The following is a 25,521-nucleotide window of genomic DNA, read 5'->3' as shown; positions in this document are numbered from 1 at the left end:
GTCAGTTGCGCCGGGGAGACGCCCCGCGCGCGCAATCCCTGTAAGGGCCCCCGGCCGCACCGATCAGGAACGCCGCGCGATCGTCATAAGCGAACGCGACCTGTTTCGACACGAAGCGCAAGCCGATCGAAGAGCGTACCTTCGGCAAGTCGTAACGCGTGCTCCCGGCCATGATGCGGGCGCTCCCAGCGCGCAAATCCGCCGTAAAGGAGCGGCCATCAGCGCAGGTGAACCGGATCGCGCGATCCGGCCTTGGCTTCATGCCCACCGCCGCACATGCCGCCGATGCAAGGCACATGGCGCTCAGGCCCAGAAACCAGGCGAGTGCGGCGCTCCGCTGGCCATGATCGACCGGTTTTCCTGCCGTGTTTCGCAATTTGCCGCCGATCCATCCGACCTTTCCGGCCGGTTCGGATATAGCGTAGGTCGCAAGAGCGGCGGGGCGTTACTATAATATTTTTATGCATGGACCTTGCCGCCGCACAGCGACAATCATGATCGTGGCACATCGGTCCGGCCGGGCGTCCCCTCAGGCCCGGACGCGTTCCGATGCCACTTCACCACGGCGGTGGATATATAAGAGAGTATGCCAAAAACCGACCCGCCGCCGTGGACCAGAGATTGAACCATGAGAACTGCGATGCCTGCGCGACGCGCGCCCTATCCCAATCTGATCGGTACCATCTCTGCGCTGCCCGATCGCCGGGAGTTTCTCTCGACCGTGGCGATCATCGCGGTCACGGCGGCTGGCGCGGCGCTGGTCGGCCATCTTTACGGTGAGGTCGCAGCCGCTTTGATCTTCGTGCTCGGCATCACCATTGCCGGGGCCTTTGGTGGCCTGATCTGCGCGCTGGCTGCTGCCGTCGTCGCATTCCTGACCTATAATTTCTATCTGACCGAGCCCGAATTGACGTTCCGGCTCGCCACGGGCCGCGACGTTGCCCCGTTGGTAATCTTCAACCTGTGTGCGGTGGTCAGCGGCATTCTCGCGGGGCGGCTGCGGGACCATGCCGAGGCGGCGCGCGACAGCAATGAGCGGCTGCGCAATTTGCTCGACCTCAGCCGCAGCCTTCAATCGGCATTGCGCCAGCAGGAGATCGCTGTGACGCTGTCCAGCTTCGCCGCAAAGACCCTGGGCGGGAATGCCGTCCTACTGCGTCGCGACCAGGGCCGGCTGATGCCGGTCGGCAATGACGACCTGACGCCCGAAACTCTGGTCATGGCGGAAGCGGCGATAGCCGGCGGCACTACGATCGAAACGAACAACGGCCTGATTCATCCGTTGCATGGCGGGGATGATGTTTTCGGCGCCATCGTGCTGGAGCAAGGGACCGCACTGACACCGGCGACGCGACGCAAGGTCGATGATGCACTGCTCGACGCCAGTGGCAACATCGTCGCGCTTGCCGCCGAACGTGCGCTGCTGTCCGAACAAATGACCGAGCGCCATGCGGCCTTGCGCGCCGAAGAACTGAAGTCCGCATTGCTGTCGTCGGTCAGCCACGACTTCCGCACGCCGCTCACCGCGATCAGCGCGTCTGCCTCGAGCCTGATCGCCTATCGCGACAAGCTCGATGCCGAGACGTCGCAGCGCCTGCTTGCCGGAATCGTCGAGGATTGCGAACGGCTCAACCGCTACACCGCGAATCTGCTCGAGATGAGCCGGCTCGAAGCGGGTGGCGTCGCCGCGACATTGCAGATCCTCAGCGTTGCGGAAATGATCGGCGCGGCGCTGCAGCGCGTCCGTGCCCGCCTACCGGGCCGGCTGATCCAGCGCACCGATTGCCCCGAGGATCTGCTCGTGGCGGCCAATCCCGCGCTGTTCGAACTTGTCCTGATCAACGTCATCGACAATGCCATATTGTACAGCCCCCCCGACGGGCGGATCGCGATCCGCACCGAAAAGGTCGGCGACCATTGCCGCGTCGAGATCGCCGATGAAGGCGAGGGCATTCCGGCGACCGAACTGGAACGCGTCTTCGAGCGTTTCTACCGCGTACCCCGGGCGGAGATGTCACCGCGTGGCAGCGGCCTTGGGCTCGCCATCGCGCGCGGGTTCGTCGAGGCGCTGGCGGGGACGATCGAGGCACGGCAGCCCGGCATCGGCGACAAGGGCAGTTGCATCGTCATTCAATTGCCGCTGTGCGAGGCAACGCGGTCATGAGCCATATCCTGCTGATCGATGATGAGCCCTCGCTCGTTGCGGTGCTCCAGCCGGTGCTGGGTGCGGCCGGTTACACCGTCACCATTGCCATGGATGCGCAGTCAGGCATCACGGCGATGACCGCGCAGCAACCGGATATCGTCATCCTCGACCTCGGCTTACCCGATATGGACGGCAAGCACGTCATCACGCGGATGCGCGCCACCAGCGACGTCCCGATCATCGTCATCTCGGCACGCCACCAGGAAGGCGAGAAGATCGCCGCGCTCGACGAAGGTGCCGACGATTATGTGAACAAGCCATTCGAGATCGGCGAACTCATGGCCCGAATCCGCGCGGCGCTGCGACGGAACGGTGCGGGCGGCGAAGCGCGCGGCACCTATAAACATGGCGAGCTCACCATCGATCTCGCCACCCGCCATGTCGCTTTGGCCGGCGATCCGGTGCGGCTGTCACCCAAGGAATTCGCGCTGCTCGAAACATTGGTCGGCAGTGCGGGTCAGGTCGTCACGCACAAGCGGTTGCTGATCGCCGGCTGGGGATCGGAAATGGCGGACAGCCAGTATCTGCGCGTCTATGTCGGCTTGCTGCGCCAGAAGATCGAGGAAGACCCCGGCGCACCACGCCTGATCCTGACCGAACCCGGCGTCGGCTACCGGCTCGTTGCCGCCCAGTGATGCGACCGATGGCCCAGTCATGATCGAGCTGCGCCCGCTCGCCTCGCATGGCCGCACTCGGAACGAGCGGATCGAGGCGGTCCATCACCTCGCTTTCAGCGCGTTTCAGGACCTCCATCGGATCGACTGGGGCGATCTGGTAACGCTCAATCACAATGTGCTTCCGCCCCGCGGTGAAGTCCGCGCACAGCCGATCGACGGTGTCGAAAGCCTTGCCATCGTCCGCAGCGGGGTCATCGCGCATGCCGGCATTTTCGGGCCGAAATGCCGCGCGGTCGCGCGCGAGATCATGCTCGTCTCGCCGGGCCGCGGCATGGAACATGGTTATTTCAATCCCGGCGCCCGGCCGGCGGAATATTTCGAGCTGCGCATTCGCGCCGATGCGATGCCGGATCGCCCGATGCACCGGACCACCATTCTTCCCACGCGTGCGCTGCTTGATGAGGCAGTCATCATCGCCAGCCCCTGGCCGGAAGATCGTGGCGCGTTTCGACTGCATGGGTCCACACGCGTCCATGCGGCGCGGATCAGGCGACGATCGGAGCTTCCGTTCAGGTTCGATCCTGGATCGATGGCGTATGTGATGGTGATCGCCGGCCGGGTGCGCATCGGCGACCTGATGCTCGGGGCCGGCGATGGCTGTGCCGTGCAGCATGAGCGGACTCTGGTCTTGCGCGCGCTCGATGCGGCCGAAATCCTGGTGGTGGAGACGATATCCTGACGAAGCTCCTGCCCTTCGCAGCCATCGCGATCCCGCTGTTCATGGCCGCCTGCGAGCCAGCGCCCCAGTCCGCAGATAAGGGCCGGGAGGCCCAGCGTCAGCGGCTGGGGGCAGAACGGATCGACCATGCGGCACATTGCCTGGCCATCACCAAGGCCGTCTCCAGCCTGGCGACGCCCGCGCTGCGGCAACAAGCGGCTGAGCTCGGACTCGATGACGTCAAACCCCAGTTCGCGACGCGCTGGCATGAGGTCCTGAAGCAACAGGTGCATCTGGCCCGGGCCGATACCGGCGAAATCTCAGCCGCGATCGACCGCAACGCCGTCGTCATTCGCAATGGAGCGGATCTGAATGCCGTCGCCGACGACGCGTTCGACTGCGGCGGCGAGATCGAACGATCCGGGAATGATTGACCGGCGATAATCCGGCGCTGCTCCCGGTATATTGCCCCGCCAGCGGAAAGCGGCGACAAACCTGCATGGCTCAGATCGTCAACAATGGCGCAAAGCAGCGCTACGAACTTCACCAGGACGGTGCGCTTGCGATCGCCGCCTATGAGCGGCGCGGCAAGATGATCGTCTTCACTCATACCGTGGTGCCGGGCGCGTTGCAGGGCAAGGGCATCGCCAGCCGGCTGATCAAGCACGCACTCGACGATGTCCGCGCGCAGGGGCTGACGATCGTACCGCAATGCGAATTCGTCGCGGCCTATCTCGACCGCCATCCCGAAGAGCGGGATCTGCTCGCCCCGGACGCGAGGTGAGTACATCGCTGCCCGTACCGTGCGACCAGGCCCTGACCGGTCCAGGCGGCACGGCTACACATCCAAGCTGGACACTCGCCGCGACGATCCTGGCGTCAAGCCTGGCCTTTATCGACGGATCGGTGGTCAATGTCGCGCTGCCCGCGATCGGGCACAGCTTCGGCGGCAATGCGGCGGACCTGCAATGGACCGTCAACGCCTATCTGCTGCCGCTGTCGGCACTGCTGTTGCTTGGCGGCGCGGCGGGCGATCATTTCGGGCGGCGGCGCATGCTGATCGCCGGCACTGCCCTGTTCGCCGCCGCATCGATCGCCTGTGCGCTGGCCCCGTCCCTCGTCGTGCTGCTCGCCGCACGAGCGGTACAGGGGATCGGCGCGGCGATGCTGATGCCCAACAGCCTTGCGATCCTCGGCAACGCCTTTGCCGGCGAAGCGCGCGGCCGGGCGATCGGCACCTGGGCGGCGGCGGGTGCGATCGCCAGCGCGGCCGGGCCGCCACTTGGCGGCTGGCTGGTCGACGGGCTGGGCTGGCGCTTCATCTTCCTGCTCAACTTGCCGGTCGCGGCGGGCGCGATGTTTATCGCCTGGCGCTATGTCGCGGAAAGCGCGGAGGGCCAACAGCCGCTCGACTGGCCCGGTGCATTGCTCGCCACCGCGGCGCTCGGCGCGCTGACCTGGGCATTGACCTTGTGGTCGAGTCATCATGAAGCGAACGCGATGGTCTGGATCGGCACCGGCGCCGGACTCGCCTTACTGGCGTTGTTCCTCATGACCGAGCACAGGCGCGGCGAACGCGCCATGATGCCGCTGTCGCTGTTCGGGTCGCGCGCGTTCGTCGGCCTGACTGCACTCACTTTCCTGCTTTATGGCGCGCTTGGCGGGCTGCTCATGCTGCTGCCCTATCTGTTGATCATGGGCGGCGGCTATACCCCGCTTCAAGCCGGCATGGCCTTGCTGCCTTTCTCGATCGTGATCGGCGGCGCGTCGCGGTTGATGGGACGAACCACCGAGCGGATCGGGCCGCGCTGGCCGCTGACCATCGGCCCGATCGTCACTGGCCTGGGCTTCGCGCTGATGGTCGGGGTCGATCCGCAGGCGAGCTACTGGACGAGCGTGCTGCCGGGCATGGTGGTGATCGCACTTGGCATGGCGGGTGCGGTCGCGCCCTTGACCACCGCAGTGCTGTCTTCGGTCGATGAGCGCCATACCGGTACCGCCTCAGGCTTCAACAGCGCGATCGCCCGCACCGGGGGGCTGATCGCCACAGCGCTGACCGGCGCGGTGATCGCGCAAGTCGGCGCTGCACTAACGTCGGCGTTCCAGGCGGCGGCGCTGATCAGCGCGGCGCTCGCGGTGGCATCGGGAGCGATCGCCTTCCTCACTCTGGACAGCAAGAAACGACCAGACTGACGCGGCACGGAGTTGCGCGGCGCGACTTTATCGATCCGCTATCGCCCGCCGCAGCCCCAATGGTCCGACGGGAGCCAATGCCAGCGCCGCAAAGCGTTCGCCGATCAGACGGTGCGTGACGGCATCGGGGTGGAGGCGATCCGGCAAGGGCAATTCAGCGTGGTCGGCTTCACCATAGAGATCCCGGCCATCCAGATAATGGATGTTCGGATCGGTTGTGGCGCGCTGCTTCACGATGTGCGCCAGCGCATCGCGAATGACGCCAAGGGTCAATTTACCCTGCGCAACTTCAGCCGAATCACCCGCCGCGCGAAACTGGAGCCGCCCAGCGGCAAAGTCGGGCGCGGTTGGCCCAGGCGTGTCTTCATGGATCGGGCAAAGGATCGGGGAAACGACTAGCAAGGGCGCCACCGGATGCCCTTCGCGGATCGTATCCAGGAAGCCGTGGACCGCGGGGCCGAAGGCGCGCAGCCGCATCAGGTCGGTATTGACCAGATTGATGCCGATCTTCACGCTGATCAGATCCGCCGGCGTATCGCGCATGACACGCGCGACGAAAGGATCGAGCAACGCAGCACCGCCAAAGCCCAGATTGACCAGCTCGACGCGGGCCAGTGTGGCGGCAATGGCGGGCCAGATGCCGGTCGGGCTGGCGGCATCGGAGCCATGGCTGATAGAGCTGCCGTGATGGAGCCATGTCTTCAGGCCGTGATCGCCGCCGGTCGGAATTGGGACCTGAACCAGGGCATCGGTGCGCAGTGCGAGGAGTTTGGCGGCCTCATTGTGCGGCAGCCAGATCTCGATCTCCTTCATGCCCTTGGGAAGATCGCCGAAGCGCAATGTGCCGGGGGGCCCGGCTTCGGTCGTGATGGCGCCGGTCGCCATGTCTATATGGAGGATGGTGCCGCCGCCCAGGCTGGCCTGAGCCGCCAGCCGGCCGTCGATGCGCAGGTCATAGACCCCGGCCAGACGCGGCGGCATGCCCGTATAGATGCGCCTGGTAGCGAGGGCATCGAGCTCAATTGCCGTCGCATCGGTGCGAAAGGCGAGGCGAACCCCCGAAGGCTGGGATTCCACCATCGCCAGTTGCGGATCGGCGCACTGCGCCCGCGCCCAGGCGGGCAGACGGTGCGGCAGCACGCCGTCGCCGGTCGTCTCCAGCTCAAGCGCACCGCGCACAATGTCCCGAGTGATAGGGGTGGCGATCCAGGTCATCGCGACACCTGCGGCCAATGCCGCAATAGGGCGTCGAGCGCTTCGAGCGTGTGGAACCAGGACTCCTGCGGCGCCGGCGCGCTATGGCTGAAGCTCCCTCCAAGCTCCAGTGTCGCAAAGCCGAGGAACACGCTGCCCAACAGCCGGACGGCATGAGTCTGCGCCGGCTCGGCCAGGTCATATCCACGCAGAACGGCGCGAATCATCCGGGCAAGCCTGACGCCACCACTGCTGGCGGCGCTCTCCTGGTCGAGCGGGAACCGGGACGCGGCGAAAAGACCGGGATGCTCGCGGGCAAAGTCACGGTGGACATTGGCTAGCGCGACCAGCGCATCCTTGCCCGAGCGGCCGGCCACAGCATCGGCGGCCAGAGCCGCGAGCTCGTCGAGCGCAAGGAACGCGATCCGCGTCTTCAGGTCACGCGCGCTGGTCACGTGCGAGTAGAGGCTGGCGACCTTGACGTCGAACAGCTTCGCCAGCGCCGATGGCGTCACGGCGTCAAACCCCGCTTCGTCGGCCAATATCGCACCGGCGCGAACCAGCCGCTCCGTCGTCAATCCAGCGCGTACCATGAAATATCTTCCGCCTAAATATATTAGCCAATTTGCCTAATTGCTTTAGGTTCGTCAATGATCTCAGGAACAGAAGGTCTCAACCGCCTGCGCGATGGCGGTATGAATCGCGCCGAGATCGGCATCGTCGATGCAGTAGGGCGGCATGACATAGACGGTGTTGCCGAGCGGCCGGAGCAGCAGGTCGCGTTCACGGAAGAAGCCGAGCAAGCGCGGGCCGAGATCGGAGAGATAGCCATCCTCGCCCTCGATCTCGATTGCCGCGATCGTCCCGAGCACGCGCGCGCCGCGAATGCCGCGCTGACCGGCAAGACTGTCGATCCAGGCCTGCTGGCGGCGACCAAGATCGGCGATCCGCTCGCGAACCGGCTCGTCGCGCCAGATCGCGAGATTGGCATTGGCGGCGGCGCAGGCGATCGGGTTGGCGGTATAGCTTGATGAGTGAAAGAACATCCGCGCCCGGTCGGTGGCGTAGTGCGCCTGATAGATCGGCTCGCTCGCCATGGTCACCGCGAGCGGCAGCACACCACCGGTCAGCCCCTTCGACAAGCAGAGTATATCGGGCACCACATCCGCCTGCTCGCACGCCAGCAGCGTGCCGGTGCGGCCCCAGCCGGTCATCACCTCATCGGCGATGAACAGCACCCCGTACTGCGCGCAGATGCGCCGCGTCTCGGCCAGCACGGTCGCCGAATAAAAAAGCATGCCGCCGGCGCCGAGCACCAGCGGTTCGACGATAAACGCCGCCGGCCCCGTCCGGCATGCCGCCTCCAGCGCATCGAGCGTATGCTGCTCCGCCCCGGCGACGGGAAAGGGGATCGTCGCCACATCGAACAGCAATGGCTCATAGGCCTGGTTGAACACGCCGCGCGCGCCGACCGACATCGCGCCGATCGTGTCGCCATGATAGCTGTGCTGCATCACCACGATGCGGTCGCGCCGCTCGCCCCGGCTGCGCCAATAGCCGAGCGCCATTTTCAGTGCGACCTCAACGCTGGTCGATCCCGAATCCGAAAAGAACACCCGGGTGAGCGCCGCCGGCATGATCTCGCATAGGCCGCGCGCGAGCGATTCCGCCGGTTCGTGCGTCCAGCCGGCGAAAATGATCTGGTCGAGTAGTTCCGCCTGTTCGGCGATCGCCGCCACGATGCGCGAAGGGCGATGGCCATGAGTGGTCACCCACCAGGACGAGATCGCATCGATGATGCGGCGGCCATCGGCGGTGTACAGCGCCGCGCCCTCGCCGTGCGTGACGAGCGGGATCGGTTCGCCCAATCCATGCTGGGTGAAGGGATGCCAGACAGGCGAGCCGCTCACTGGAAGTCCTTGAGGCTGAAATGGGCCTGGAATGCAGCGCTCAGGATCGTGGCGTCGAGCTCGGGCAGATGCGGCAGCCGCCCGAGGCGGGACACCCCGCCAATACGCGCAATGGTCGCCTCGCTGTCCTCGACCGCATCGCCGACAAAGGCGATGCCGAGGATCGGCACGTGCCGCCGCCGCAGCGCCTCGATCGACAACAGACTATGGTTGATCGTGCCGAGCCCGGTCCGCGCGACCAGCACAACCGGGCGCTGCCAGCGCGCGAACACGTCGGCGAACAACAGGTCCGGCGTCAACGGTACGAGCACACCGCCCGCGCCCTCAATGACCAGCGGCCCATCGATCACCGGGACCGCCAGCCGCTCGACGTCGATCTCAACGCCGTCGATCTGCGCAGCGCGATGCGGCGAGCAGGGCGTGATCAGGCGATATATCTCCGGCAAGATGCGATCGGCCGGAAGATCGCCGAGCCGCGCCACCACCGCGGTATCGCCGCCTTCTTCCAGCCCGGCCTGGACCGGCTTCCAATAGGATGCGCCAAGCGCGGCAGTCAGCGCGGCCGCGAACACCGTCTTGCCAATATCGGTATCGGTCCCAGTGACGACGATCGTCCGATTGCTCATAGGCGTGCGTCCTGAAGAGCGTCGGCCAGCGCCGCGATCTGCGCCGGCGCCACATTGAGCGTCAGCGAGATGCGCAGCCGCGCGGTGTTCGCAGGGACAGTCGGCGGGCGGATGCCACGAACATCGAATCCGGCGGCCTGGATCGCGCCGGCGACTTGCATCGTCACTGCATCATCGCCCAGCACCAGCGGCAGAATCTGCGATCCGGTGGGCGCGACGCCGACCGGTGCGAGCACCTGTTCCGCATAGTCGATCAACGAGTGAAGCCGATCGCGGCGCTCTGGCTCGTCGGCAAGGATGGCCAGGCTCTCACGCACCGCCCGCGCCATGAGCGGCGACGGCGCGGTGGAGAAGATGAAACCGCGTCCCCGATTGACCAGAAAGTCGCGCAGTACAGCGGGTCCGCAGAGCAACGCGCCTTCACAGCCCAGCGCCTTGCCGCATGTGCGGAGCGTCAGGACATTCTCGCGCCCCTCCAGCCCCTCAGCCAGTCCGCGCCCCATGGTGCCGAACACGCCAGTCGCATGCGCTTCGTCGATCAGGAGGAAGGCGTCGTGCCGATGCGCCACCTCAGCCAGCGCATCGAGCGGCGCGCGATCGCCATCCATGCTGTACAGGCTCTCAACCGCGATCCAGGGCCGGCCGGTGCCGCCCGCGCGGCGCCAGCGGGCAATCGTACTTTCAAAGGCACCGACATCATTATGCGAGACGGAGGCGCATTCGGCGCGGCCGAGCCGCATGCCCTCATGCGCGCTGGCATGGACCAGCGCGTCATGCACCACGAGATCACCGCGTTGCGGCAAGGTCGCGAACAGTGCGGCATTGGCGACATAACCGCTGGAGAAGAACAAAGCAGTTTCTGCCCCGAAGAAGCGCGCCGCGTCGCTTTCCAGCGCTTCATGCTCCGCGTCATTGCCGCGCAGCAGCCGCGATCCGCCCGATCCGATCGGCACGCCCTCGACCAGCGCGGCGGCCACGGCATCGCGCAGCCGCGGCGAAGAAGCGAGCGCGAGATAGTCGTTCGACGCGAAATCCGCCCCGCAGCGCGGGATCAGCGACCGCAACCGGCCTTGTGTCGCGAGGTGCGCGAGATTGTCCTGATGGACCGAGAGCATCGACATGCGCGCTCGGTAGCGGCGCAGACGGCCGGTGGCGAGCCCGGACACGCAGCGGCGCAATGCTCAGGCAACGCTGAGAGCCGAGAGGCACAGCCGCTGCCCGTCCGGCAGCGCGTAAAGTTGGAAAGAGACAAGTATGAAGAGTCTTTACCTAATCGCAGGTGCGCTGGCGTTTGCGCCGACGGCCGCGTTCGCCCAGTCGCATGAAGAAAAAACGACCTTCACCGGCGTAAAAGTTGGCGCCTCGGTCGAGTATCGTTGGGCCGATGCCGAATATAAGCTTCCCCGTATCGCGTCCAAGATCGACGAGAACAAGGGTAGCCTCGGCTATCGGGCTCATATCGGCTATGATGCGCAAATCGGCAGCATGCTGGTCATCGGCGGCGAAGCCGGCATTGGCCGCGGTGGCAAGACGCTGAAAACGTCCAGCCCAATCGGCGACTATTCGCTCAAGCCGCGCTGGTCATGGGATGCCTCAGCCCGGGCCGGCATCCTGGCGGCGCCCACCGTCCTGCTCTATGGCCGGGCCGGCTATAGCTGGTTGCGCGTACGCGAAAAGACCGATTTCCGTGATAGCGCATTGAAGGACCTGAACACCAGCGGCACCGAAAAGGGCTTCCTCTACGGTGCCGGCATCGAGACGGCCATCTCGCCGGGCGTCTTCGTTCGCGCCGAATATGATCGCGTGAACTATGGGGACGGCTTCAAATCCTCCAAAGCTCAGCTCGGAATATCTGTCGGCTTTTGAGCTATTTTGAGCAATGACGCCAATGCCGGGTAGCCTGATCCGCGGGCTACCCGGCTGCCGTGGCAAGTGAGAAAACGACGAAAGGGTGTGCTTGTGCGGGTGTTGCTGGTCGAGGACGAACTCGGGATGGCCGCAGCGATGCGCACCGTCCTCGAGCGCGAAGGCTATGTCGTAGACCATGTCGCCGATCTGGCCGACGCTCGCGAGGCGGCGCGATCCGGCAATAGCGACCTCATACTGCTTGACCGCACCCTTCCTGACGGCGACGGCCTGTCCGTCATGCCCGAATTCCGCAAGGCCAATCCCGGCGTGCCGGTCATCATCATCTCCGCGCGCGGCGATGTGATCGACCGCGTATCGGGACTCGATACCGGCGCGGACGATTATCTCGCCAAGCCCTTCGCGATGGAGGAGATGCTGGCGCGCATCCGCGCGGTCAGACGGCGTCCGGCCAGCCTGCCGTTGCAACAGGTCCAACTCGGGCGGCTGATCTACGATCTCGGCAATGACGAAGCGACTGTCGCGGGTGAGCGCCTCGACCTCCCACGCCGCGAACTGCTCGTGCTGGCGACGCTGATGCGCCGCCGCGGGCGCACGGTGCTGCGCGGTGCGCTCGAAGAAGCGGTTTATGGGTTCGACGATGAGATCCAGTCGAACACGCTGGACTCGCACATATCCCGCTTGCGCCGACGGCTCGCCGAGGCCGGCGCCAATGTCGAGATTCACCCGATCCGGGGCGTAGGCTATCTCCTGCGCCAGCCCTTGTGACCGAACGCACACCACGGTCGCTGATGCGGCGCCTGATCGCGCAACTGCTGTTCTTCCATATCGGTATTCTGTTCCTCTTCGGAATCGCCTTTGTCGCCTTCATCGTGCAGGCCGATGAAGGCGGGGCGCTGATCGACGCCGGCTTTGTCGATATCGCGACGGCCGCGATCGATCGTGGTGCGGACGGCAAGCTCCGGCTCCACGAGACCGAGGCATGGCGGGAGCTTCGGCGAACCACGCCGGACATCTGGTTCGTCGCCCGCAGCGATCAGGGGGAAATCCTCGAAGTCGGTGACGTGCCCGAGGTTTATCGGGCGTTGGCGTCCCATCTGGACCGTCTAACCTTCGCTGATATTCGCGATATCTCTGCGCCGTTCGACTATATGGCCGTCATTCGCCACGTGACCGGCCCCGGCGGCGACCTCACCATCCTCGGTAAGGGCAGTCTGTTCAGCATGACGTTCGTCATCCTGTTCCTGTCCAACCTGCTGATGGTTCCGATATTGCTGATTCTGACGCTGATCACATTGGTCGCCACGCCGCTGATCATCCGGCGGGCCTTTGCCGGCCTCTCGGTCATCGCGGACGAAGCCGGGCGCATCAACATCAACCGGCGTGGCTATCGCTTGCCCGCGAATGACATTCCCTTCGAAGTCGTCCCGTTCGTCGGGGCGGTCAATGGCGCTTTGCAACGGCTCGACGAAGGATATGAGCGCCACCAGCGGTTCATCATCGATGCGGCGCACGAACTTCGGACGCCGATCGCCATTCTCCAGGCCAAGGTCGAAGCCACCGGGGATCGCCTGCTCGCGCTCCAACTGGGCCGCGACATCGGGCGGTTGGCGACGCTGGCCGATCAGCTTCTCGACCTCCAGCGGCTCGATCGCATCACGCCGATGAACGACGCCGTCGATCTCGCCGTCCTGGCGCGACGCGTCGCCGCGGACACCGCGCCCTATGTCATCATGAGTGGCGGCGAACTGGAATTCGTGGATCTTGGCGGGGGGCTCGTGCGCGGCGATCCGCCCGCCATGGAGCGCGTCGTGACCAATTTGATCCAGAACGCGATCGAGCATGGCGGTCGCCGGGTCACGATCCGCGTCGGCACTCACTCCCTTGAGGTCGAGGATGATGGGCCGGGCATTCCGATCGATGAACGGGAACGGATCTTTGAGGCATTTCACCGTCTGCACGCCAAGCAGACAGGCGCGGGCCTGGGTCTCAATCTCGTCCAGCAGGTGATGGATCGCCATGGCGGCAGCGTCGAAGCCTTCGATGCCCCGGATGGCGGCACGGTCATGCGGCTGGAGTTTGTCGGCAGCGCGCAAGGCTGACGCAATCTTCCCGATCCAATTGATCCCGGACCTTGTAAGGAGACGGGCCTTGAGATTGCGTTCGCAGCTAGTATCGATCGTCCGCTGCGCGATGCCGGTGGCATGTGTCGCCATGGCATGGTCACTGTCCGGTTGCTCGGCCGACATCATGCGCGGCTATATCGGCCGGTCACCCGAAGCGGTGATGGCGCGGTATGGGCCACCCGTCGACGTCCGCGACTTGCCCGATGGCCGTCGCGCCTATCAATGGATGGAGGCCGAGACGACCACCTCCGGCGGCGAGGCCGTCACGAAAGAAGGCCGTCGCGGTTCCCGCACCGAATTCAGCCCGACCACGACGAGCGAGAAGCGCTGCTTCTACACGATGTACGCCCATCGCGCAGCCGATGGCTGGCGCATCGATGATTACGCCAAGCCGGAATTCGGCTGCTGAGAAGCGCGACCGCGGACGCCATGCTGCCGCAATGTCCCGCCTGCTTTGTGCAGTCGCGATCCGGGAGGTCGCGATGTTCAGGAGTAACGAGATGACGACCATGTGCGGAAAATTGGTGCTGATTGCGGGTGTGTCAGCCCATTTGGCCGGCGCCCTGCCCATGGTCAGTATCGCCAGCGCGCAGGATCGCGACGACCGGCGTCAGGAATGGCGCGGGGACGACCGTCCCAATCGCGGACGCTGCGATTATCTTGAGGGCCGTGAACTGATGCGCTGCGAGCGCGACATGGAGCGGAGGCACGATGATCGGCGCGCGGAAGAGGAACGTCGCCGTCGGGACTGGGAAGACAAGAAGCGCAAGGACGCCAAGACCAAGGGTGTCGTCGCCGGCGTCGTCGGCACGGCAGTCGCCGCCGGGATCATCGCCGCGATCGTCAGCGACAGCAACAAGAAGAAGAAAGAGAAGAAGGAGCGCGACCGTCGCGCCTATTGCACCGATCGTTACGGCAATTACGATGACCGCACCGACAGCTATCGCACGCGCGATGGCCGCTGGGAGCGCTGCGAGTAACGCCACAGGGATGCGCGCCGGCGCGCCACTGATCCATCCACCGGCACCGTCCGACAGGCTGGCGCTTCAGGCCGCAATTGTGCGCCATCGCCACCAGGTCGGCATCAGGCCCCTTGGCGAGTTACCCGGGTCCCGCCGGAGTCATGGCGGTGCAATGTTCACGCAATCTTCGATGCAGGTAAGTCGATGCAGACGCGACAATGCCCCAACAACGCTGCCGCCAACAACACGGGCCGGATGGTTCGGCGGTACGATCCTGCCGACTGGGATGCCATCTCACGCGTCCATGACCGGGCGCGCTTGCTGGAACTCGGGCTCACCGTAGGCCGTGCTGCCTTCCGTTCGCTTGCGGAAACTGCCGATTCGGAAGGGTTGTTCGACGGCGAGATCCTGGTCGCCGATCATGAAGGCTTGGTAACCGGCTTTGTCGCGTTCACTGCCGACGAAATCACCTGGCTCTATGCCGACCCCGCCCATGGCCGTTCGGGCATCGGCAGGATGCTGCTCCGTCATGCGCTGGCGACCTGTATCGGGACCGTCGAAACCTGGGTACTCGCCGGCAACATACCGGCAATCATGCTCTATCGATCCGAAGGTTTCGTTCTGGCCGAAACCCGGATCGGGCATCTGGAAGGCGATCCGACGACACCGGCAACAGGCCATCTCATGCGGCGCGCGCCAGACCTGGCCTGACCCCGTCATTCATGAGCGGGCAGCCGGGCTGGTTCGACGCCGCGAGACCCTTCCATGGGCCCATGCGGGCTCCTCATGGCATAACCGGAGCCAGGCTCGCACGGTATTCATGGTGGAATGGCGTGCGGCTGGGCCGGATGTGCCCCGACGCCCGGATATTCCGGCACGCCTTCGAAAAGACTGGAGCGGGCGAAGGGATTCGAACCCTCGACCCCAACCTTGGCAAGGTTGTGCTCTACCCCTGAGCTACGCCCGCTCTGGCGCCTGCGCGGTCTGGGACCGGGCGGGTAAGGGGGCGGCCTCTAGCATCGGCTTTCAGGTCCGGCAAGCCCCAACACGGCTGTATGCCAATTACCGATGAAAAGGGTTGGCTTGAGGACGTAAGCGCCCACATAAGGCCCCATACCCGGACCGCTGCGATATTGGAGTATGACTTGGCTACCCTTGGAATGAGCGCCGCCGAACGCGAAGCTGTCGAAGCCTTCCGCCGCGACGTGGTCGAGCCGTCGATGACCAGCCTCGTAATCATCGATTTCTGGGCCGAATGGTGCGGCCCGTGCAAGGCGCTGACCCCGATTCTGGAGAAGGTCGCCGCCGACTATGCCGACAAGGGCGTGGTGTTGGCCAAGGTCGATACCGACAAGAATCAATTCATCTCGGCGCAGTTCCAGATCAAGTCGATCCCGACCGTTTATGCGATGTTCCAGGGGCAGCTGGTCGCCGACCTGACCCCGGCGCGGACCGAATCACAATTACGCGTGATGCTCGACCAGATTCTCAAGCAATTGCCGATCCAGAGCGAAGCTGCGAGCCTCGAGGCCGAACTCGAGCCGCTGATCGCGATGGGCGAGCAAGTGCTGGCCGAGGGCGATGCCGAACGCGCGCTCTCAGTGTTCGACCAGTTGATCGACCTGGCGCCCGATCATCCCGCGGTGCTGTCGGGCCGCCTGCGTGCGCTGGTCGCAGCGAAGCGAATCGATGAAGCGGATGCTGCGATCGCCGCGCTGCCCGAGGACATGGCCAAGCTGCCCGAGATCGAGCGCGCCAAATCGGCGCTGGCATTGGCGCGCGACGCCAGGCCAGTCGATGATCTTGCCGGGCTGGCGGCGGAGGTCTCGGCCAATCCTGACGATCATGCCAAGCGCTTCGAGCTGGCTGGTGGACAGATGGCCGTCGGCGACCGCGATGCCGCGGCCGATTCACTGCTCGCGATCATCGCGGCCGATCGTGCCTGGAACGAAGGCGCGGCGCGCGCGCAATTGCTCAAATTGTTCGAGGTGGTCGGGCTCGAAGACCCCTGGGTCTCGGCGCAGCGCCGCCGATTGTCCGCGATCCTGTTCGGATGAGCGATACGCCCCGAAACACGCGTCTTTCCGTCTTTCCACTGGCGGGGGCACTACTGTTTCCGGGAATGCATTTGCCGCTGCACATCTTCGAGCCGCGCTACCGCGCAATGATCTCCGATTCGATGGCGCGCGACCGGCGCATCGGCATGATCCAGCCCCGTCCTCATATGGGCTCCAATATGGACACACGAGGCGAGCCGCCCGCGCTGTTCGATATCGGCTGTGTCGGCAAGATCGGCGAGTTCGAAGCGATCGAGGACGGGCGATACAATATCGTGCTCGAAGGGCTGTCGTTGTTCCGCGTCATCCGCGAACTCGACGTCACCACCGCCTTCCGCCAGGTCGAGGCGGAATTGCTGCCGGTGTCGGCCGAAGCCGAGATCCTGTCGCTCTCGCGCCGCTCATCGCTGGAGATGGAATCGCGCCGCTTCGCCGATTCACAGGGCTATGCGGTCGACTGGGAAGCGGTCACGCGGCTCGACGACGAAGCGCTGGTTAACGGCATCGCCCAGATCGCGCCGTTCGATGTCGCAGCGAAACAGGCCTTGCTTGAGGCCAGCGGCATCGAGGACCGCGCTGAACTGATCATCCAGCTGATGCAGTTCTTCGGCCGGCACGACGGCGAGGATTCGGTGACACTCCAGTGAGAGGCTAGCGCACCAGCTTGATCTGCCGCCTCAAACCGACCTCAGGCCGCAACCTTGTAGCCATCGGTCGGTGCCACCCAGATGAGTTTCTGATCCATCGCCGGAGAGGCGACTCCGCCAATCATGACCTTCGCTGTGAGCGTCGCCCCATCGGAGACATAGGTCGTACAGATTGAACGATCGATCAACCCGGACATGGCCACTGCGATCTGCGCACGGATCGGTACAGCCAGATCTTCGCTCAACTTATTGCCGCCGACTGAAATGACAGCGACCTCGATGTCCTGCTTCCGGATCGAACCACATACCGCGCCCGATACGACGCGGACGGATGTAGCCGTCTCCATAACAAGAAGTGGCGAAGGCGAGAGCATCACGGTTGCGGTGTTGTCAAAACTCCCATCCGCCTGTTTGCGATAAGCGGCCAATGATCTGCAGGTCCGCTTGACGGTGTCGGGCTGATGGCATTGCAGCATGCCCGATGCCGCCGGCTCCAGCGGGTTGCTGTTCGGCACTGGCTGATCCAACAGAAGAGCGGCGGCCAAGAAGAATATGCTCATCAGACCAACAGCCCCTGCAACAGTTTCGGCACTTCACCGCTCTCGCCGCGCGCCTCGGCCATGAAGCGATCCTTGAGTGGTGGCAGTTTCTGCACCGCCGACAGGCCGAAGCGTCGCGCGGCATTGGCGGTTTTACCGGGAATGCCGAACAGTCGCGTCAGGCCATCGGTGGCGATCGACACCATCAGCGTGTCGAGGCTGCGCCAGCGCTGGTAGCGCGCGAGCAGGGCCGGGTCACCCAGATCGAGGCCGATCCTTTTCCCCTCGACCAGTACCTCGACCAGGGTCGCGACATCGCGGAAGCCGACATTGACGCCCTGGCCCGCGATCGGATGGATGCCATGCGCCGCGTCGCCGACCAGAGCGAGCCGGTTCGACACGATCTGCGCTGCATGGTGAAAGCCGAGCGGATAGCTCGAGCGCCCGCCAAGCGGCCCAAGCGTGCCGAGAAAGCCGCCCATCTTCTTTTCCGCCTCCGCCAGGAAGCCACGGTCGGACAGCTTCATCATGCCGGGTGCTTCGTGGCGCTTGACCGACCAGACGATTGCCGAGCGATGGCCCTGAGTATCGTCGTTGAGTGGCAGGATCGCGAACGGCCCCTGCGGATAGAAGATCTCGAACGCGACATTCTCGTGGCTATGCTCGTGATGGAGCGACGTGACGATCGCGGCGTGATCATAGGTCCAGCGCGCGACGCGAATGCCGGCAGCATCGCGAGTCGGCGAATTACGTCCCTCGGCAGCGATGAGCAGCGGCGCAGAGATGATCGCGCCCGAATCGAGCGTCGCGGTGACACCATGCGGGCCACGGTCCACCGCCACGGCGTGGGTCTTCATGCGCAGGTCGACGCCGCGCGCCGCGCTGGCCGCTGCAAAGAGCGCGCCGCGCAACAACCGGTTCTCGAACATATGACCGAGCGCGCCGTCATCGGCATCGGGTTCGAAGTCGAGCGCGCCGGGTTCCAGCCCGTCGCTGACGCGGATGCCCTGGATCGGACAGCCCTGCCCGGTTAGCCGGTCAACCACGCCGATCGCGCTGAGCATGCGATAGGGTGCGCTGGCGATTGCCGAGGCGCGGCCGTCGAACCCGGCGGCAAGGATCACCTCCGAGTCGGCGATATCGACGACGATCGACGTCAGCCCGTGGGTATCGAGCGCCACCGCAAGTGCGCTGCCGACCAGCCCACCGCCCAGGATTATCACATCGGCCTTTTCCATTGCCCAGCTGTAACGCCCGGCCGAGCCGCTGCCAATGCGCTCCGGGGCTTCCCGGACCGTGACGTCATCCGCTTGACGCCATTCGCTTGACGGGGGAGTCGACAAGCGCGATCATTGCAGAACAGATAGCGGACAGACGAGGACGACACATGGCGAGCCGGGCGCAGCCACCGCTTTGGCGCGAAACGATGAAGGCGGGAGCGGTGCGCAGCAGCGCGCTGCTCGGCGCAATCTTCTTGTTTACCCTGACCATTTTGATGATCATCGCGTTGGCCAGCTATCATTCGGGCGATCCGTCGCTCAACACCGCGTCGGGCGGCCCGGCACAGAATTGGCTCGGACCGCCGGGCGCCTGGTTCGCCGATCTCGCCTTCACTTTGTTCGGGCCACTGCCCACCATATTGCTGCTGCCGGTTGCACCGATCCTCGCGACACGCCTGTGGCGCGGCGTTTCAGCGGGACGCTGGCGCCGCATGCTGATCAGCGCAGTGATCGGCGTGGCGCTGATCGGCACAGCCTTGTCCTTCGTGTGGGTATCGGCGGTGCGGGCATTCCCCGCCGGCTGGGGTGGGCTGATCGGCCTGTCGCTTGCCGACCTGCTGCGCTGGGGCATCGATTTCATCGGCGACCCGGTCGCGATCCTGTGGACAGGGCGCGCGGCCGGCCTGCTGGCCGGCGTGGCGGGCGCAGTAATCTACGTCCGCGCACTGCAGATCAGCCTTGCCGAACGCGACTGGCAGCAATTGCTGCCGTTCAAGGCCGATCTGAGCATTCCCGACCAGCAAGTCCTGCCGCCCGAATCGCCGCGCATCACGACAAAGAGGCCGGAACCGCGCCCGGTCGCCAAGCCTGATTCGCGCCCTGGCCCGGTGATCGCCGAACGGTCACTCGCCCCCTCGGTCGCCAAGCCCAAGACCAAGCAGGCCTCGTTCGACCTGGGCGACAATTCGCAACTGCCGCCGCTGGACTTGCTCAAGCCGGCACCGCCCGCACCGGGCGGGCCGATCGATAAGGCAGCGCTGGAACGCAATGCCCGGCTGCTCGAATCGGTGCTCGACGATTTCCACGTCAAGGGATCGATCATCAATATCCGGCCGGGGCCGGTGGTGACGATGTACGAGCTGGAACCGGCATCGGGGATCAAGGCAAGCCGCGTAATCCAACTCGCCGACGATATCGCGCGCAACATGTCGGCGATCTCCGCGCGCGTCGCGACGATTCCAGGCCGTACCGTGATCGGCATCGAATTGCCCAATGCGCGACGCGAAACGGTCGGGTTGCACGAGTTGATCGGGTCGCAGACCTTCGAGGATCAGTCCGCCTCGCTGCCACTCGTGCTGGGCAAGAATATCGCCGGCGATCCAGTGATTGCCGATCTCGCGCCGATGCCGCATCTGCTTGTTGCCGGCACCACCGGATCGGGCAAATCGGTCGGGCTCAATTGCATGATCCTGTCGCTGCTGTACCGGCTGCGACCTGACCAGTGCCGGATGATCATGATCGATCCGAAGATGCTCGAACTGAGCATGTATGAGGATATCCCGCATCTCCTCGCCCCGGTCGTCACAGACCCCGCCAAGGCGGTGCGCGCGCTGAAATGGGCAGTCGAGCAGATGGAGGACCGCTACCGGCAGATGTCGTCGGTCGGCGTGCGCAGTCTCGCCAGCTTCAACGAGAAGGTCCGCGCCGCCCGCGCCAAGGGCCAGCCGCTCGGCCGCCGCGTGCAGACCGGCTACGACCCCGACACGCGCCAGCCGGTCTATGAGGAGGAAACACTCGACTTCCAGCCACTGCCGCAAATCGTGGTGATCGTTGACGAGCTTGCCGACCTGATGATGACTGCGGGCAAGGAAGTCGAATTCCTGATCCAGCGCCTCGCGCAAAAGGCGCGCGCAGCGGGCATTCATTTGATCATGGCGACGCAGCGCCCTTCGGTCGATGTCATCACCGGCGTGATCAAGGCGAATCTCCCGACGCGAATCAGCTTCCACGTCACCTCCAAGATCGATTCGCGAACCATTCTAGGCGAACAGGGCGCCGAACAACTGCTCGGCAAGGGGGATATGCTCTATATGCCCGGCGGCAAGGGTGTCGTGCGCGTGCATGGGCCGTTCGTGTCCGACGACGAGGTCCGCGCGGTCGCCGATCACTGGCGGGCCCAGGGCCGGCCCGACTATATTCAGTCGGTCACCGAGGAACCCGAGGACGGCTTCGTCCTCGACGGTGCCCCGACCGGCGAGGATTCGGCCGAAGACCAGCAATATCGCTCGGCGATCCAGCTGGTGGTCGAGAGCCAGAAGGCATCAACCTCCTGGCTGCAGCGGCAATTGCGCATCGGCTATAATTCCGCCGCCCGATTGATCGAGCGGATGGAGAAGGACGGGATCGTCTCGCGCCCCGATCATGTCGGCCGCCGCGATGTGTTGCGCGACCGCGACGGGAACCCGTTGTAGCGCCAGCGGTTCACAACGGGTTCAAGGCCGAGGCCATAGCGCATACGGCCTGTATCGGGAGAGTTTCGTGAATTTCCGTCTGTTATCCGCGCTGGCCGCGGTCCCCGTTCTCGTCGCTGCGGCGCCGACACCTGCCCATGCCCCCGGCGATCTTGGCCTGGTCCAGACGCATCTGCAAACGGTGCAGAGCATGACCGCGACCTTCACCCAGACTGACCGGGTCGGCAAGGTGGTGACCGGAGAACTGACCCTGAAGAAGCCGGGCAAAATCCGCTTCCAATATGAAAAGGGCGTGCCGATCCTGATCGTCGGCGACGGCAAGGCGCTGACCTTCATTGATTATTCGGTGAAGCAAGTGCAGCGCTGGCCGATCGGCAATTCGCCGCTGTCGATCCTGCTCAACCCCGAGCGCGACATGACGCGCTTCGCCAAGGTGGTCCCGGGCAATGACCCGCGAATCATCTCGGTCGAGGCGAACGACCCCAAGCATCCGGAATATGGCCGCATCACCCTGGTCTTTGTACGCAACGAGTCCGCGCCGGGCGAACTGATGCTGCAAGGCTGGGTCGCGCTCGACAGCCAGAATAATCGCACCACTATCCGGCTGACGAATCAGCGCTTCAACGCGACAATCAGCGACGGAGCGTTCCGCTGGAACGATCCACGGCGAATTTCCGGGCCGCGATAGGGTTTCATTCATATTGGCGACAGGTTTGCTTCAGTAATACGACCCTCGCGGATGTGGGGCAGTTCGGGATTTTCCCCCTGTTGCTCGAATAAGGTCCCCATCCTGCCTGCGTGACGAACGCTAGGTCGGCCCTCGCTCCATGCCCCCGGAGCGGGGGCCTTTCCTTATCCGGGACAATGCCTGGTCCAGCACCTTTCCCGTTTCGGCGCAGCGGACTGGCGCTATGATGACGGCATGGCTACATCGCCGGGATGACGGACACGCTCAAGATCGTTTCCTGGAACATCAACTCGGTGCGTTTCCGCATCGAGATCGTCGAACAGTTCCTGCGCGAAGCCACGCCCGATATCCTGTGCCTGCAGGAAACCAAGGTGATCGATGGAGATTTCCCCGCCGCGCCGTTCCGTGCGCTCGGCTACAACCATATCTTCCTTCACGGGCAGAAGATGCATCACGGTGTCGCGATCATCAGTCGCGTGCCACTGGTCGAGGATGATCGCTTCGACTGGCAGGCGAACAAGGAAGCGCGCCATATCGGGGTCCGCTTGCCCAACGGGTTGCGGGTCGAGAATGTCTATGTGCCCGCCGGTGGCGACGTGCCCGACCGCGAGGTGAACCCGAAATTCGGTCAGAAGCTCGATTTCGTCGAGCGCATGACGCGCTGGTCGGAGGAATTGCGCGTGCCCACCCTGCTGGTCGGCGATTTCAACATTGCGCCGCTGGAATGCGATGTATGGAGCCACAAGCAACTGCTCGACGTTGTCAGCCATACGCCGATCGAGGTCGCGGCACTCGACGGATTAAAGGCTTCGAATGACTGGGTCGATCTCGGGCGGCATTTCCATCCCAATCCAGCGCGATTGTTCACCTGGTGGAGCTATCGCGCCAAGGATTGGCTGGCATCGGACCGCGGGCGGCGGCTTGACCATATGTGGGCGACCACCGATGTCGCGAAGACCGCCATCAGCCATACGGTATTCGAGGATTGCCGCAGTTGGCTGAAACCGTCGGACCATGTGCCGATCATGACCGAGTTCGCTCTATGACGGGGGTAAGGCAAGAGACGGGCGATGCAGCCGCCGCCGCCCGTGCAATCGACGCTTTGCGGCGCGGATGGCCGATCGCCATTGCCGGGAGCGACGGGACACTGGCGCTGCTGCCGGTCGAGACCGCCGATCCGGTGCGGCTGGCGGCGTTCGATCGCGACGGAATCGCCCCGATCCTGCTGTCCGCTGGGCGCGCCGCGACGCTGAAGCTCGCCAATCAGGTCGACGCGGCAGTGCCCGATGCACCGGTACTGGTGGAGCGCGCGTCCTGGCTCGATTTCGCCACCGCGACCGCATTGGCCGATCCGCAATTCGACCTCAAGACGCCGATGAAGGGCCCGTTCCGCGCGATTCCGCTCAGCGCGCAAGCGGCTGGCACGGCAGCGCTGCGACTAGCCCGGATCAGCGGCATGCTGCCCGCCTTCTTCGTCATTCCCGGCGATCAGGTTGACCAGAACATCGCGCCAGCGACCTCCGTCGCCGATATCGATGCGCATGAGGATGCCATAAGGCTGACCATCGCGGCGCGGGCGAAGCTGCCGGTAGCGGGAGCGGAGCATGCCGAGATCGTCGCGTTCCGCACGCCCGAGTCGCCGGGCGAGCATATCGCGCTGCTGATCGGCACACCCAATGGTCAGCCGCCGCTGGTCCGGTTGCACAGCGAATGCCTGACCGGCGATGTGCTTGGCAGTCTCAAATGCGATTGCGGTCCCCAACTCGATGCGGCGATCGCGGCGATTGCCGCGAGCGGCTGGGGCATCTTGCTCTATCTGCGCCAGGAAGGGCGCGGCATTGGCCTGATCAACAAATTGCGCGCCTATGCCCTGCAGGATCAGGGTTTCGATACGGTCGACGCCAATACGCGGCTCGGCTTTGCGATCGACGCACGCGATTTTTCGGTCGCGGCGCGAATGCTGGCGCTGCTTGGACAGCGATCGGTACGATTGTTGACCAACAATCCGCAAAAGGTCGCACAGCTCGAAGCGGCGGGAATCAGCGTGATCGAGCGGGTGCCGCATTTCCTGCCGACCAACCCGCACAACGAACATTATCTGGCGACCAAGCGCGATCGCACCGGGCACCAGCTTTAGGCGAGCAGGTCCGTCACATCGTCGAAGGTCGCGGCGATGTCGCGCACGCCGAGCGCTCTGAGCCGGTCGCCATGGTCCGGCGCGCAGTGACTACCACCGACAAAGCCAATGACATGCGCGCCCGACTCCACCGCGCCGGTGGCGCCGACCGGCGAATCCTCGATGATCACGCAGCGCGCGATTTCGACGCCGAGCGCATGCGCCGCGTAAAGATAGAGGTCGGGTGCCGGCTTGCCGTGCGCGACATGTTCACGGCCACTGAAAATCATCGGCTCGAAGCGGTGGCGCAGTCCGATATGGTCGAGATGACGCCTGATCCAGCGGCACGAACTCGACGAAGCGATGGCGATCGGCAAGTCGGGGGACAGGCTTTGAACAAAGCCGATCGCGCCGGCGACCGCATCGATGCCTTCGACCATCACGCGCTCATCTTCGGCCTTGCGCTCGGCATGGAAATCGTCGGGCAGGACACGACCGATCCAGCGTTCGACCGCCGCAATGAAATCGCCACCCGACAGGCCCATGAAATTGGCCATCGATTCTTCGGTGGTGGTGGGATGGCCGATACCGGTCAGATAGCGGGCGATTTGGCGGTTGCCGACCAGTTCGCTCTCGATCAGCACGCCGTCGAAGTCGAAAATGATGGCGTCGAACCTCATGCTCGCGCACCAAATAGGGCGGTGCCCACGCGAACATGTGTCGCGCCGATCGTCACCGCGGTTTCGAAATCGCCCGACATGCCCATGCTCAGCCCGGCCAGGCCATGGTCGCGCGCGATCTTCGCCAATAGCGCGAAATAGGGCGCGGCATCGACCATCGCCGGGGGGATCGCCATCAAGCCAGCAATGGGCAGGCCGGCTACACGTGCTTCGGCGAGCAAGGCGGCGAGGCCGTCGATCGCGCAGCCGCCCTTCTGCCCTTCGTCGCCGATATTGACCTGGATGAAACAGGTCGGTCGCCGCCCGGTCTTGTCCATCGCCCGGGCAAGCGCCGCGACCAGCGAGGACCGGTCGACCGAGTGGATCCCGTCGAACAGGGCAACCGCTTCTTCCGCCTTGTTCGATTGAAGTTGGCCGATCAGGTGAAGGACCGTGTCGGGATAATCCTCACGCAAGGCCGGCCATTTGGTCTCCGCCTCCTGTACCCTGTTTTCACCGAAATCACGCTGGCCTGCCGCAAGCAGCGGCAGGATTGCCTCGGCGGTTTGTGTTTTGGACACGGCGATCAGCGTCACATCGCCCGACCGGCGCTTCGCCAGGTCGGCAGCGCGAGCGATCGACTCATTGATGATGGCGAGACGGGTTGCGGGATCGTGCGAAGACATCGGCGCTGCTATAAGGAGCG

General features: G+C 64.7%; 28 protein-coding genes and 1 tRNA gene. 18 read left to right on the top strand and 11 right to left on the bottom strand.

Annotation, left to right across the window (positions count from 1 at the left end):
- Nucleotide 1: 1 nt before the first annotated feature.
- Complete coding sequence (locus OO12_RS28445; RefSeq protein ID WP_160296746.1) at nucleotides 2-172, bottom strand: hypothetical protein; 171 nt, start codon at nucleotides 170-172, stop codon at nucleotides 2-4.
- A 468-nt stretch (nucleotides 173-640) separates the two neighbouring features.
- Here OO12_RS28445 and OO12_RS06090 point away from each other — a divergent pair, with 468 nt between their 5' ends.
- From OO12_RS06090 to OO12_RS06065, 6 genes are all read left to right on the top strand, one after another.
- Nucleotides 641-2,164, top strand: a complete 1,524-nt coding sequence (locus tag OO12_RS06090) for a sensor histidine kinase (RefSeq protein ID WP_034157756.1) — start codon at nucleotides 641-643, stop codon at nucleotides 2,162-2,164.
- On the top strand, nucleotides 2,161-2,841 hold the full coding sequence (locus tag OO12_RS06085; RefSeq protein ID WP_034157755.1) for a response regulator transcription factor: 681 nt from the start codon (nucleotides 2,161-2,163) through the stop codon (nucleotides 2,839-2,841). Before OO12_RS06090 ends, OO12_RS06085 begins: the two co-directional genes overlap by 4 nt.
- Before the next feature lie 19 nt (nucleotides 2,842-2,860).
- Entirely contained in the window at nucleotides 2,861-3,562 is a 702-nt protein-coding gene (locus tag OO12_RS06080; RefSeq protein WP_152616286.1) for a pirin family protein, read from the top strand.
- Nucleotides 3,563-3,603: 41 nt separating this feature from the next.
- Complete coding sequence (locus OO12_RS06075) at nucleotides 3,604-3,975, top strand: hypothetical protein (RefSeq protein WP_034157753.1); 372 nt, start codon at nucleotides 3,604-3,606, stop codon at nucleotides 3,973-3,975.
- A gap of 65 nt (nucleotides 3,976-4,040) precedes the next feature.
- Nucleotides 4,041-4,325: a GNAT family N-acetyltransferase gene (locus tag OO12_RS06070; protein WP_034157752.1), complete on the top strand. Its 285-nt coding sequence runs from the start codon at nucleotides 4,041-4,043 to the stop codon at nucleotides 4,323-4,325.
- Entirely contained in the window at nucleotides 4,322-5,734 is a 1,413-nt protein-coding gene (locus OO12_RS06065; RefSeq protein ID WP_034157751.1) for an MFS transporter, read from the top strand. Before OO12_RS06070 ends, OO12_RS06065 begins: the two co-directional genes overlap by 4 nt.
- Nucleotides 5,735-5,761: 27 nt before the next feature.
- Here OO12_RS06065 and OO12_RS06060 read toward each other — a convergent pair whose 3' ends face one another.
- The 5 genes from OO12_RS06060 to OO12_RS06040 form a co-directional block, all read right to left on the bottom strand.
- Nucleotides 5,762-6,949 carry an SGNH/GDSL hydrolase family protein gene (locus OO12_RS06060; protein WP_034157750.1) on the bottom strand — a complete coding sequence of 396 codons (1,188 nt, stop codon included), beginning with the start codon at nucleotides 6,947-6,949 and terminating at the stop codon, nucleotides 5,762-5,764.
- Entirely contained in the window at nucleotides 6,946-7,521 is a 576-nt protein-coding gene (locus OO12_RS06055) for a TetR/AcrR family transcriptional regulator (RefSeq protein WP_034157749.1), read from the bottom strand. Before OO12_RS06055 ends, OO12_RS06060 begins: the two co-directional genes overlap by 4 nt.
- Nucleotides 7,522-7,584: 63 nt before the next feature.
- A complete protein-coding gene (locus OO12_RS06050; RefSeq protein ID WP_034157748.1) occupies nucleotides 7,585-8,838 on the bottom strand; it encodes an adenosylmethionine--8-amino-7-oxononanoate transaminase in 1,254 nt (417 codons plus the stop codon).
- Nucleotides 8,835-9,464, bottom strand: a complete 630-nt coding sequence (bioD, locus tag OO12_RS06045; protein ID WP_034157747.1) for a dethiobiotin synthase — start codon at nucleotides 9,462-9,464, stop codon at nucleotides 8,835-8,837. Before bioD ends, OO12_RS06050 begins: the two co-directional genes overlap by 4 nt.
- Nucleotides 9,461-10,585, bottom strand: coding sequence for an 8-amino-7-oxononanoate synthase (locus tag OO12_RS06040; protein ID WP_052215622.1), 1,125 nt, complete (start codon nucleotides 10,583-10,585; stop codon nucleotides 9,461-9,463). The genes bioD and OO12_RS06040 overlap by 4 nt, the downstream gene beginning before the upstream one ends.
- 133 nt (nucleotides 10,586-10,718) lie before the next feature.
- Between OO12_RS06040 and OO12_RS06035 the strand changes: the two genes are divergently transcribed.
- The 6 genes from OO12_RS06035 (at nucleotide 10,719) to OO12_RS06010 (ending at nucleotide 15,129) form a co-directional block, all read left to right on the top strand.
- On the top strand, nucleotides 10,719-11,330 hold the full coding sequence (locus tag OO12_RS06035; protein WP_034157746.1) for an outer membrane protein: 612 nt from the start codon (nucleotides 10,719-10,721) through the stop codon (nucleotides 11,328-11,330).
- A gap of 93 nt (nucleotides 11,331-11,423) precedes the next feature.
- Nucleotides 11,424-12,098: a response regulator transcription factor gene (locus OO12_RS06030; protein WP_034157977.1), complete on the top strand. Its 675-nt coding sequence runs from the start codon at nucleotides 11,424-11,426 to the stop codon at nucleotides 12,096-12,098.
- Nucleotides 12,095-13,432, top strand: a complete 1,338-nt coding sequence (locus OO12_RS06025) for a sensor histidine kinase (protein ID WP_200887390.1) — start codon at nucleotides 12,095-12,097, stop codon at nucleotides 13,430-13,432. Before OO12_RS06030 ends, OO12_RS06025 begins: the two co-directional genes overlap by 4 nt.
- 49 nt (nucleotides 13,433-13,481) lie before the next feature.
- A complete protein-coding gene (locus tag OO12_RS06020; protein ID WP_152616285.1) occupies nucleotides 13,482-13,865 on the top strand; it encodes a hypothetical protein in 384 nt (127 codons plus the stop codon).
- Nucleotides 13,866-13,956: 91 nt separating this feature from the next.
- Nucleotides 13,957-14,436 carry a hypothetical protein gene (locus OO12_RS26740; protein WP_052215583.1) on the top strand — a complete coding sequence of 160 codons (480 nt, stop codon included), beginning with the start codon at nucleotides 13,957-13,959 and terminating at the stop codon, nucleotides 14,434-14,436.
- A 186-nt stretch (nucleotides 14,437-14,622) separates the two neighbouring features.
- Nucleotides 14,623-15,129: a GNAT family N-acetyltransferase gene (locus OO12_RS06010; RefSeq protein ID WP_200887389.1), complete on the top strand. Its 507-nt coding sequence runs from the start codon at nucleotides 14,623-14,625 to the stop codon at nucleotides 15,127-15,129.
- A 181-nt stretch (nucleotides 15,130-15,310) separates the two neighbouring features.
- Here OO12_RS06010 and OO12_RS06005 read toward each other — a convergent pair.
- A tRNA-Gly gene (locus OO12_RS06005) sits at nucleotides 15,311-15,385 on the bottom strand.
- A 193-nt stretch (nucleotides 15,386-15,578) separates the two neighbouring features.
- On the opposite strand from OO12_RS06005, the gene OO12_RS06000 reads away from it, so the two are divergent.
- Nucleotides 15,579-16,475: a tetratricopeptide repeat protein gene (locus tag OO12_RS06000; protein ID WP_034157744.1), complete on the top strand. Its 897-nt coding sequence runs from the start codon at nucleotides 15,579-15,581 to the stop codon at nucleotides 16,473-16,475.
- Nucleotides 16,472-17,122, top strand: coding sequence for an LON peptidase substrate-binding domain-containing protein (locus tag OO12_RS05995; RefSeq protein ID WP_034157743.1), 651 nt, complete (start codon nucleotides 16,472-16,474; stop codon nucleotides 17,120-17,122). The genes OO12_RS06000 and OO12_RS05995 overlap by 4 nt, the downstream gene beginning before the upstream one ends.
- Nucleotides 17,123-17,163: 41 nt before the next feature.
- On the opposite strand, the gene OO12_RS05990 is transcribed toward OO12_RS05995, so the two are convergent.
- The gene (locus tag OO12_RS05990) at nucleotides 17,164-17,682 is read right to left on the bottom strand and encodes a hypothetical protein (RefSeq protein WP_052215582.1); all 519 of its coding nucleotides are present in this window, start codon (nucleotides 17,680-17,682) and stop codon (nucleotides 17,164-17,166) included.
- Entirely contained in the window at nucleotides 17,682-18,899 is a 1,218-nt protein-coding gene (locus tag OO12_RS05985; RefSeq protein ID WP_034157742.1) for a UbiH/UbiF/VisC/COQ6 family ubiquinone biosynthesis hydroxylase, read from the bottom strand. The genes OO12_RS05990 and OO12_RS05985 overlap by 1 nt, the downstream gene beginning before the upstream one ends.
- A gap of 149 nt (nucleotides 18,900-19,048) precedes the next feature.
- Here OO12_RS05985 and OO12_RS05980 point away from each other — a divergent pair, with 149 nt between their 5' ends.
- From OO12_RS05980 to ribA, 4 genes are all read left to right on the top strand, one after another.
- Nucleotides 19,049-21,352, top strand: a complete 2,304-nt coding sequence (locus tag OO12_RS05980) for a DNA translocase FtsK (protein WP_034157741.1) — start codon at nucleotides 19,049-19,051, stop codon at nucleotides 21,350-21,352.
- 67 nt (nucleotides 21,353-21,419) lie between these two features.
- Nucleotides 21,420-22,040, top strand: coding sequence for a LolA family protein (locus tag OO12_RS05975; RefSeq protein WP_052215581.1), 621 nt, complete (start codon nucleotides 21,420-21,422; stop codon nucleotides 22,038-22,040).
- A gap of 251 nt (nucleotides 22,041-22,291) precedes the next feature.
- Entirely contained in the window at nucleotides 22,292-23,086 is a 795-nt protein-coding gene (gene xth, locus OO12_RS05970; protein ID WP_034157740.1) for an exodeoxyribonuclease III, read from the top strand.
- A complete protein-coding gene (ribA, locus tag OO12_RS05965) occupies nucleotides 23,083-24,177 on the top strand; it encodes a GTP cyclohydrolase II (protein WP_052215580.1) in 1,095 nt (364 codons plus the stop codon). Before xth ends, ribA begins: the two co-directional genes overlap by 4 nt.
- On the opposite strand, the gene OO12_RS05960 is transcribed toward ribA, so the two are convergent.
- Nucleotides 24,174-24,836 (bottom strand): HAD family hydrolase, encoded by a 663-nt coding sequence (locus OO12_RS05960; RefSeq protein ID WP_034157739.1) that lies wholly within the window; start codon nucleotides 24,834-24,836, stop codon nucleotides 24,174-24,176. The two genes, ribA and OO12_RS05960, sit on opposite strands and share 4 nt — an antisense overlap.
- The gene (locus OO12_RS05955) at nucleotides 24,833-25,501 is read right to left on the bottom strand and encodes a YggS family pyridoxal phosphate-dependent enzyme (protein WP_034157738.1); all 669 of its coding nucleotides are present in this window, start codon (nucleotides 25,499-25,501) and stop codon (nucleotides 24,833-24,835) included. The genes OO12_RS05960 and OO12_RS05955 overlap by 4 nt, the downstream gene beginning before the upstream one ends.
- Nucleotides 25,502-25,521: the final 20 nt, after the last annotated feature.

The organism is Sphingomonas sp. ERG5, assembly GCF_000803065.1.
GTDB lineage: Bacteria > Pseudomonadota > Alphaproteobacteria > Sphingomonadales > Sphingomonadaceae > Sphingomonas.
This window is presented reverse-complemented; position numbering and strand designations above follow the sequence as displayed.